This window comes from Pandoraea oxalativorans (assembly GCF_000972785.3).
In the GTDB taxonomy this organism is placed as follows: domain Bacteria; phylum Pseudomonadota; class Gammaproteobacteria; order Burkholderiales; family Burkholderiaceae; genus Pandoraea; species Pandoraea oxalativorans.
Genome location: NZ_CP011253.3, coordinates 5,623,125 through 5,630,311 on the forward strand (window position 1 = coordinate 5,623,125; position 7,187 = coordinate 5,630,311).

At 60.8% G+C, this 7,187-nt stretch carries 7 protein-coding genes; 1 reads left to right on the top strand and 6 read right to left on the bottom strand.

The features are described from left to right. The first annotated feature begins 225 nt into the window (after positions 1-225). Positions 226-1,023, top strand: a complete 798-nt coding sequence (locus MB84_RS24825; protein ID WP_046290258.1) for a DUF2076 domain-containing protein — start codon at positions 226-228, stop codon at positions 1,021-1,023. A gap of 30 nt (positions 1,024-1,053) precedes the next feature. Here the strand turns inward: MB84_RS24825 and MB84_RS24830 are convergent, their stop codons facing one another. The 6 genes from MB84_RS24830 to rpmH form a co-directional block, all read right to left on the bottom strand. Then, a complete protein-coding gene (locus MB84_RS24830) occupies positions 1,054-2,103 on the bottom strand; it encodes a virulence RhuM family protein (RefSeq protein ID WP_046290259.1) in 1,050 nt (349 codons plus the stop codon). A gap of 14 nt (positions 2,104-2,117) precedes the next feature. Next, positions 2,118-3,512, bottom strand: a complete 1,395-nt coding sequence (mnmE, locus tag MB84_RS24835) for a tRNA uridine-5-carboxymethylaminomethyl(34) synthesis GTPase MnmE (protein ID WP_046290260.1) — start codon at positions 3,510-3,512, stop codon at positions 2,118-2,120. A gap of 107 nt (positions 3,513-3,619) precedes the next feature. Next, a complete protein-coding gene (gene yidC, locus MB84_RS24840) occupies positions 3,620-5,275 on the bottom strand; it encodes a membrane protein insertase YidC (RefSeq protein WP_046290261.1) in 1,656 nt (551 codons plus the stop codon). Positions 5,276-5,299: 24 nt separating this feature from the next. Beyond that, complete coding sequence (gene yidD / locus MB84_RS29240; protein WP_046290262.1) at positions 5,300-5,656, bottom strand: membrane protein insertion efficiency factor YidD; 357 nt, start codon at positions 5,654-5,656, stop codon at positions 5,300-5,302. Between the two features lie 79 nt (positions 5,657-5,735). Next, a complete protein-coding gene (gene rnpA / locus MB84_RS24850; protein WP_211279393.1) occupies positions 5,736-6,173 on the bottom strand; it encodes a ribonuclease P protein component in 438 nt (145 codons plus the stop codon). Positions 6,174-6,234: 61 nt separating this feature from the next. After that, the gene (gene rpmH / locus MB84_RS24855; RefSeq protein ID WP_010806664.1) at positions 6,235-6,369 is read right to left on the bottom strand and encodes a 50S ribosomal protein L34; all 135 of its coding nucleotides are present in this window, start codon (positions 6,367-6,369) and stop codon (positions 6,235-6,237) included. Between the last annotated feature and the right edge of the window lie 818 nt (positions 6,370-7,187).

The window sequence follows — 7,187 nt, forward strand, 5'->3', positions numbered from 1 at the left end:
CCGTCAGAAGTGTTTCAAAGCATTACCTTTCGGGCGCGGGCGACGGTGCGGGAGAAGGCGTGGCTGGTGTATCGAGACGTGTACCGCAAGCGCTCGGCTACATGTGGTTACACGTGCGGTGATCTCGGGGTGAGCGTCTTAAGATCCGCTTAAACTTGGCTTCGCATACTGGGTTCGTCACTCACACACCACTCGCATCGCAAGTGCCGCTCACAGAGACCCATCATGAACCCGCAAGAAATGCAGACCCTTCAGAGCTTTTTGACGCAACTCACGCAAGCGCAGGCAGGCGTCAAGGACGAGCAAGCCGAGGCGTTGATTGCCGACACCGTGCGCCGTCAGCCCGATGCCGCGTACCTGCTGGTGCAGCGCGCATTGCTGCTCGACCATGCGCTGGTCTCGGCGCGCGCGCAGATTGCGACGCTGCAATCGCAGTTGCAAGCCGCGCAGGCGTCGCAAGGTGTTCAGGGCGCTCAGGGCGGCGCTCACGATTCGTTCCTTGGCGGAGGGAATGCGTGGGGCAATGGCGGGAGTGCGGCGGGCGCAACTGGCGCGCCGGGTTCGGCTGGCGTGGGGGGCTACAGCGGCCCTGCGGCTGCGCAGGCGTCGTATCCGGCGCAGGTGCCCGCCCCGGCTCAGGCGTCACCCCAACCGGCTGCACCGGCCCAGCGTTCGGGCTGGCTGAGCGACGGCGCACGCGGCACGCTCGGCAGCATCGCGACGACTGCCGCAGGCGTGGCGGGCGGCGCTTTCCTCTTCCAGGGCATCGAGAGCTTGTTCCACCGAAACGGTGGCGGGGGTTTCTTCGGTCAACCGGCGATGGGCGGATTGGGCAGCAGCATGATGCCCTCGGAGACGATCATCAACAACACGATCTACGAGAACGGAAACGGTAATGGCAGCAGTGGTGTGAGTGGCGGCGGAAGCGACAACTTCCTCGACACGTCGAACTCGGATTTCTCGAACATCGACGACGGCCTGATGGACACCGACGACTACGACGACGATTCGAATTTTATTTGAGTCTGACGGCGTGCCTCCACCTCCGAGTCATCAAACTTCTCCGACGCCCATGTGGGACTGATCGTCCGTTCCCAATGTCTTGACTATCTTGTCAAAATCACTTTCGAACAGGCGATCCTGGACGATGCGGTATTTTTCGAATTCACTCTCCGCATGCATTTGGGCAATTTTTGCGGACACCTTGCCGCTGTCCCGAAGTACGTCACGATCGTCAAATGCCAGAAAGGCATCGAGGCGTTTAGACCAGTCTTCCATGGACATGGGGATCTTGCGTCGGGCACGTTCTTCTGCGAGTTCCAGATACGCGTTGACGATACGGCCTAGAGAATCCAACTCGTCTTTTAGTAGATAATTTTTTGCGACTGTTACGTCGGTCTTCAATATCTTGCCGTCCGGCGCGCCAGCCCACGACATGAGCCCCATATGGGGCTTATTGCTATCGGCACGACTGCGGATGAGTTCTGCCGCTGTCTGTCCGTGAATGGCGTAATGCAGCTTGTTCTGCACCTTGGCAAAGAAAGCCTTACTTGTCGGTGCGTTCTTGTTGTAGTCCACGCTGGTCGCGTAGATATCGGTAATTTTTTGATAAAACCGTCGCTCGCTGAGGCGAATTTCGCGGATTTCAGCGAGCAATCGGTCGAAGTAGTCTTCGCCAAGAAAACTACCGTTTTCCATGCGCTGACGGTCCAGCACAAAGCCCTTGATGGCGAACTCGCGCAGGACGCCGGTCGCCCATTGACGAAATTGAGTGGCTCGAATGGAGTTGACGCGATAGCCAACGGAAATGATGGCATCGAGGTTATAGAAATCTACGGATCGCGACACCTCGCGCGAGCCTTCCTGCTGAACTATCCGGAATTTCCGGATAGTTGCCTCAGCAGTAAGCTCATCGCTGGCGAAGATGTTCTTCAAATGTTCGCTGACGGTACGCACGTCGACGCCGAACAACTCCGCCATCAATTTCTGAGAAAGCCACAAGGTTTCATCCTCATAGCGTGCCTCGATGCTTTGCTCCCCGGCCTGACCGGTGAAAATCAGGAACTCTGCTGTGCTATTACGTATCAGCTTTGTACGGCTCATTGCCTAAGTCTCCCTCATTTCCCAATACAAAACCGACTGAAAATCACCCCCAGCAAATCATCCGAAGTGAACTCGCCGGTGATCGCACTGAGTTGTTCCTGGGCGAGACGCAGTTCCTCGGCGAAGAGATCGAGGGCACCGGCGTTCTGACGCGCGTGGGCGTCCGCCATCTCGATGTGATCGCGCGCCGCGCGCAGCGCCGACAGGTGACGCTCACGCGCCAGGAAAACACCTTCGTTGCCCGCCTGCCATCCCGCGATCTTCAGTAATTCCGCACGCAGGAAATCGATCCCCTGCCCACCCTTCGCCGACAAGCGAACGCCCAGTGGCGCCGTACCTTCCTTCGGCAGTACCGTCGCCGGTTCGCCCGCCAGATCCGTCTTGTTGTACACCCGCACGATGGGCACGTGCTTCGGCAATTGCGTCGCGATGACTTCGTCTTCCGGGGTCATCCCCGTGCGCGTGTCGAGCAGATGCAGCACGGCATCCGCCTTCGCGATTTCGCTCCAGCTGCGCTCGATGCCGATGCGCTCGACCTCGTCCTCTGTCTCCCGCAATCCCGCCGTGTCGATGATGTGCAGCGGAATGCCGTCGATCTGAATCGTCTGCTGCACCTTGTCGCGCGTGGTCCCGGCAATCGGCGTGACGATGGCCAGCTCGGCGCCGGCCAGCGCATTGAGCAACGACGACTTGCCCACGTTCGGCTGACCCGCCAGTACGACGTTGATCCCCTCGCGCAGCAACGCACCCTGCCTGGCCTGCGACAGCACCTGCGCCAACTGCGCGCGGATGCGTTCGAGTTGTCCGAAGGCGTCGGCCGCTTCCAGAAAATCGATCTCTTCCTCCGGGAAGTCGAGCGTCGCTTCCACCAGCATGCGCAGGTGAATGACCAGATCCACCAGCGAATGAATTTCGCGCGAGAACGCACCGTCCAGCGACCGGCTCGCCGAGCGTGCCGCCGCCTCGGTGCTCGCCTCGATCAGGTCGGCCACCGCCTCGGCTTGCGCCAGATCGAGTTTGTCGTTCAGAAATGCGCGATGGGTGAATTCCCCCGGTTCCGCAAGACGCACGCCAAGCGCTGCCCCTTCGTCGATACAACGCTGCAACAGCAATTGCAGCACGATGGGCCCGCCGTGGCCTTGCAATTCCAGCACGTCTTCGCCGGTATACGAATTCGGGCCGGGGAAGTACAGCGCGATACCGCGATCGAGCGCGTCGCCTGCACCGTCCAGAAACGGCAGATACGACGCGTGACGCGGTTTGAGCGGCTGACCGACCAGACGCGCAATGACTCGTTGCACCGCCTCGCCGCGATGCTTGCCGAAGGAGACGCGCACCACGCCGATACCACCGCGTCCGGGGGCAGTGGCAATGGCGGCAATCGGAACGGTGGAAACGGTAGCGCTCATGGAACGGTTCGTTGAAAAACAGTGGCTTATTTTGACATGCACCAAACAAAACCGCCCGCGAGAGACTCGCGGGCGGCTATGTCGGTCAGACGGTCGAACCTGATTCGTCAGGCCGCCTTTTCCTTCTTTTTGGTACCGAGCATTCGGTTAATAGACCATTGCTGCGCGATCGACAACGTGTTGTTGACCACGTAGTACAGCACCAGACCCGACGGCAGGAAGAGGAACATGACCGAGAAAATCAGCGGCATGAACATCATCATCTTGGCCTGCATCGGATCCGGCGGCGTCGGGTTCAGCTTCGTCTGAATGAACATCGACACGGCCATCAGCACCGGCAGGATGTAATACGGATCCTGCGTCGAGAGGTCGTGAATCCAGCCCAGCCACGGCGCGCCGCGCATTTCCACCGACGAGAGCAGCACCCAGTACAGCGCAATGAACACCGGAATCTGAATCACGATCGGGATACAGCCGCCGAACGGATTGACCTTCTCGGTCTTGTACAACTCCATGAGCGCCGCGTTCATCTTCTGCGGGTCGCTCTTGTAGCGCTCGCGCAGCGCTTGCATGCGCGGCGTGATTTCCTTCATGCGCGCCATCGACTTGTAGCTTGCGGCCGACAGCGGGAAGAACACCAGCTTGATGATCACGGTCACGGCAATGATCGCCCAACCCCAGTTGCCGATCAGCGCATGCAGCTTCGAGAGCAGCCAGAACAGCGGCTTGGCAAGGATCGTGAAGTAACCGTAGTCCTTCGTCAGTTCCAGGCCCGGCGCGATCTGCTCGAGCATGTGCTCTTCCTGCGGACCTGCGAACAGACGCGCATCGACCGTCTCGGTGCCATTCGCCGGAATGCTCGCGAGTTGCTCCTTCACGCCAACGCGGTACAGGCCGTTGTCGATCTTGCCGATGTAGTTGTCGCGCGTTTCGCCTTCCTTCGGAATCCAGGCCGTGGCGAAGTAATGCTGCACCATGCCGATCCAGCCATCGCTCGACTGCTTGACGTACTTCGCCTTGTCCTTGTCGATGTCGCTGAACGTGACCTTCTGGAATTTCTCGTCGCTGCTGTAGACCGTCGGGCCCGTGAACGTGTGCGAGAACTTCGCGCCGCTGATTTCACGGCCGTCACGCACCAGTTCCATGTACAGCGTCGGCTTGATGGCGGCGTCAGTCTTGTTGACGATCGTGTTCGACACGTCGATCACATAGCTGCCGCGATGGAACGTGTAAGCACGCACCAACTGCAGGCCGCCCTTGACCGGCGATTCGAACTTCACGGTCAGTGTGTCGCCCGTCATCGTGGTCGGGCCCGGCACTTGCGTGAAGATGTCGTTGTGGTTCGGGAAGTCGCCGCCGATCAGACCCGTGCGAGCGTAGTACTGATGGCTCGGGGTGTTGTCGAACAGCACCACGTGCTTGTCGGCCTCGTCGGCGTCCGGCCACTTCGTGAGCGCGAGGAACGACAGCGCGCCGCCCTGCGTGCTGATGTCGGCTTCATAGACGTCGGTCGTGATGCGGACCTTTTGCGCAGTGGCCGCAGCGGGTGCATTACCCGGTGCGGCGCCTGCGGCGGCACCGGCGTTGGCCGATTGCGGCAGGTCGTTCGCCGGTGTCTGGTTGTTACCCGTGGCGGCCGGGGCAGAAGCTTCCGGCGTCGGGAAGAACAACGACGAATGGCCATTGGCGCGTTGCCAGTTGTCGAAAAGCATCACGACAGACAGCGCGAAAATGACCCAGAGTACGGTGCGTTTGATGTCCATGCGGTAACTCGTGGTGGACGAAACTCAGGAATGGCCCGGCGCGCGGCGCGTAACTGCCGATGCGGCCGCGGGCCCGGACGAGACCGACTGCCCAGCTCGCGACGTGTCGCTTCCGGCGGCCTTGTCGGCGCCATCGGCGGGGGTGTCGGGAACGTTACAGACGTGTCGAGCCGGCGGTACGGGATCGAAACCGCCGGGATGAAACGGATGACAGCGACATAGACGCCGGGCCGCGAGATAAGTGCCGTAACCGGCACCGTGCTCGACGATGGCCTCGCGTGCGTAGTCGGAGCAGCTCGGATGAAAGCGGCAACGGTTCCCCAGCCAGGGACTGATCACCAGCTTGTAACCGCGCAGGAGCAACAACAGCACGCTTCGCATCTCGATTCCGCCTGTCAGTCCGGCCACAGGGTGGCCGGGTGGGCGGCGCATGCCCGGGGTCGGGCGCTACCGTGTGGGACTAACTACCTTCCATCTTGTCGTCGAACGCGCGGCGCTTGCGGGCAGCTTTCTCGGCTGCGTCGAAGAGCTGCGCGAACTCGGTCTGGCACAGTGTGTTCAACACTGGCGCAGCGGCCGCCGTATACGTCCCCTTGTCGAATCGCCGGGTCAGTCGCAGTACGAAGTCCCAGCCGGCCAGCGCCTCACGACGCTGACGAAACATCTCGCGAGCCTGACGTTTGATCAGATTGCGAGTGACCGCGCGCGGTGCATGCTTCTTACCGACGACAATGCCGATGCGGCCTTCATGAGGCGTGGCATCGGCAGGGGTGTCCGGCGCTTCTTCGCGCCAGCGCATATACAACACGAAGTGCGCGCTGCGACGCAGAGGGCGCAAACTAAAAACGGATGAAAACTCATCCGTTTTGAGAAGTCGCGCGGCTTTGGGAAACCCCAGTGCCGGGACTTCGCGCCTTGCGGATTTAACGCGCAAACCGCGGTACGACCGAGAACCGCGATTAGACGGCCAGGCGCTTACGGCCCTTGGCGCGACGAGCGGCGATGACCTTGCGGCCGCCACGGGTCTTCATGCGAACCAGGAAGCCATGGGTGCGCTTACGGCGCGTCACGGAAGGCTGAAAAGTACGTTTCATGATGCACTCATTGTGTGAAAAAATTCCCGCGCAGCAGCATCGTAAAACGCCACAAGGACACCGTGAAAACCTGCAAATTCAAGGACTTTCACGCGCGGCCCAGCCGTCGGGAGTTGGATAGGAATCCGGTTATCTTTCTAACGAACCCGCTATTTAATCGGCTTTTCCGTTGTGTGTCAATAGGTTAGCCATCGCCCCGACGGCATCCGCGCACGATCGGTACCGCCGTTGTCGCGGAACCGCCAGCCCGTGGGGCTGTGGCTGTGGGGTAATGGCGGAAATTGCCCGGCGCTTCACTTTTTGCCGGTGGATAAATGGGAAATCGTGAAGATGTTCTGGCGGTCGCGGCAAATCGTCGCAATTGCCGGTCATTTGCGCAGCCATCGTGCGAAGTCAGGCGGGTTAACGCGGTACGCCCGCCCGCAGATGCGCGTGCTGTGGGCATTCCTGTGGATAACTCGCTTTGCGGACGCTTTGGCGTTAAAATCCCCCATCAATTTTTTTCCCAGCAGAGTACCGGTGACGCCGCCATGTGGATAGCGCGCCGGGTTTTGTCGTCTGCGCGCGCCGGAGCGACCGGCCGTACGCGCGAGACCAAGCCCGAGCGCCGCGCCGTGGTTCGTCGAATGCCGGACGTCTGCAATGCGCCGCTGGTCCGACTCGATCCCGGCCGGCCACTTGTCCCCCATGCGTTGGCGGACGGATTGCCGGCTTGGTTTGGCGCGTTCTGCCCCCATATCTGATGTAACGGATAGTGGACGGCAAGAGCGCCAGACGAAGCAGTCGGATGGGCCCCGCGCCACCTGGATACACGCTGC

Coding starts and splice junctions, on each gene's coding strand:
- MB84_RS24825 (WP_046290258.1), top strand. CDS start 226: ATGAACCCGCAAGAAATGCAGACCCTTCAGAGCTTTTTGACGCAACTC.
- MB84_RS24830 (WP_046290259.1), bottom strand. CDS start 2,103: ATGAGCCGTACAAAGCTGATACGTAATAGCACAGCAGAGTTCCTGATT.
- mnmE (WP_046290260.1), bottom strand. CDS start 3,512: ATGAGCGCTACCGTTTCCACCGTTCCGATTGCCGCCATTGCCACTGCC.
- yidC (WP_046290261.1), bottom strand. CDS start 5,275: ATGGACATCAAACGCACCGTACTCTGGGTCATTTTCGCGCTGTCTGTC.
- yidD (WP_046290262.1), bottom strand. CDS start 5,656: ATGCGAAGCGTGCTGTTGTTGCTCCTGCGCGGTTACAAGCTGGTGATC.
- rpmH (WP_010806664.1), bottom strand. CDS start 6,369: ATGAAACGTACTTTTCAGCCTTCCGTGACGCGCCGTAAGCGCACCCAT.